This window comes from Chloroflexus islandicus, assembly GCF_001650695.1.
In the GTDB taxonomy this organism is placed as follows: Bacteria; Chloroflexota; Chloroflexia; order Chloroflexales; family Chloroflexaceae; genus Chloroflexus; species Chloroflexus islandicus.
Window position 1 is genome coordinate 1 of sequence record NZ_LWQS01000090.1, and the last position, 344, is coordinate 344.

General features: G+C 68.3%; 1 pseudogene. It reads right to left on the minus strand.

The features are described from left to right. Nucleotides 1-159: 159 nt before the first annotated feature. A pseudogene (locus tag A6A03_RS20955) lies at nt 160-344 on the minus strand (leucyl aminopeptidase); the annotation flags it as partial.

Consider the following 344-nt stretch of genomic DNA (forward strand, 5'->3'; position numbering starts at 1 on the left):
GGGCTGATGGCCCCCCCCCCCGGCCCCTCCCCCGCTGGGGGAGGTTGGCCCCCACCCCCAGCCCCTCCCCCGCTGGGGGAGGGGGGGATGGGAAGGGGATTTCCTGTCTGGAGGAGGGTTGGGGTGGATGACACGATTCACCCAGCCTCACAACCGGCGCTACCCCTGCGCCCCAACATAGCCTTGCAACCATTCAACCAGCAGCCGCACGCCAATACCGGTGGCGCCACGCGATTGATACGCGCGGGCCGGCTTTTCCACCCATGCCGTGCCGGCAATATCGAGGTGCGCCCACGGATAATCGCCGACAAAGGCGGCGAGAAAGCCAGCGGCGGTAATCGCAC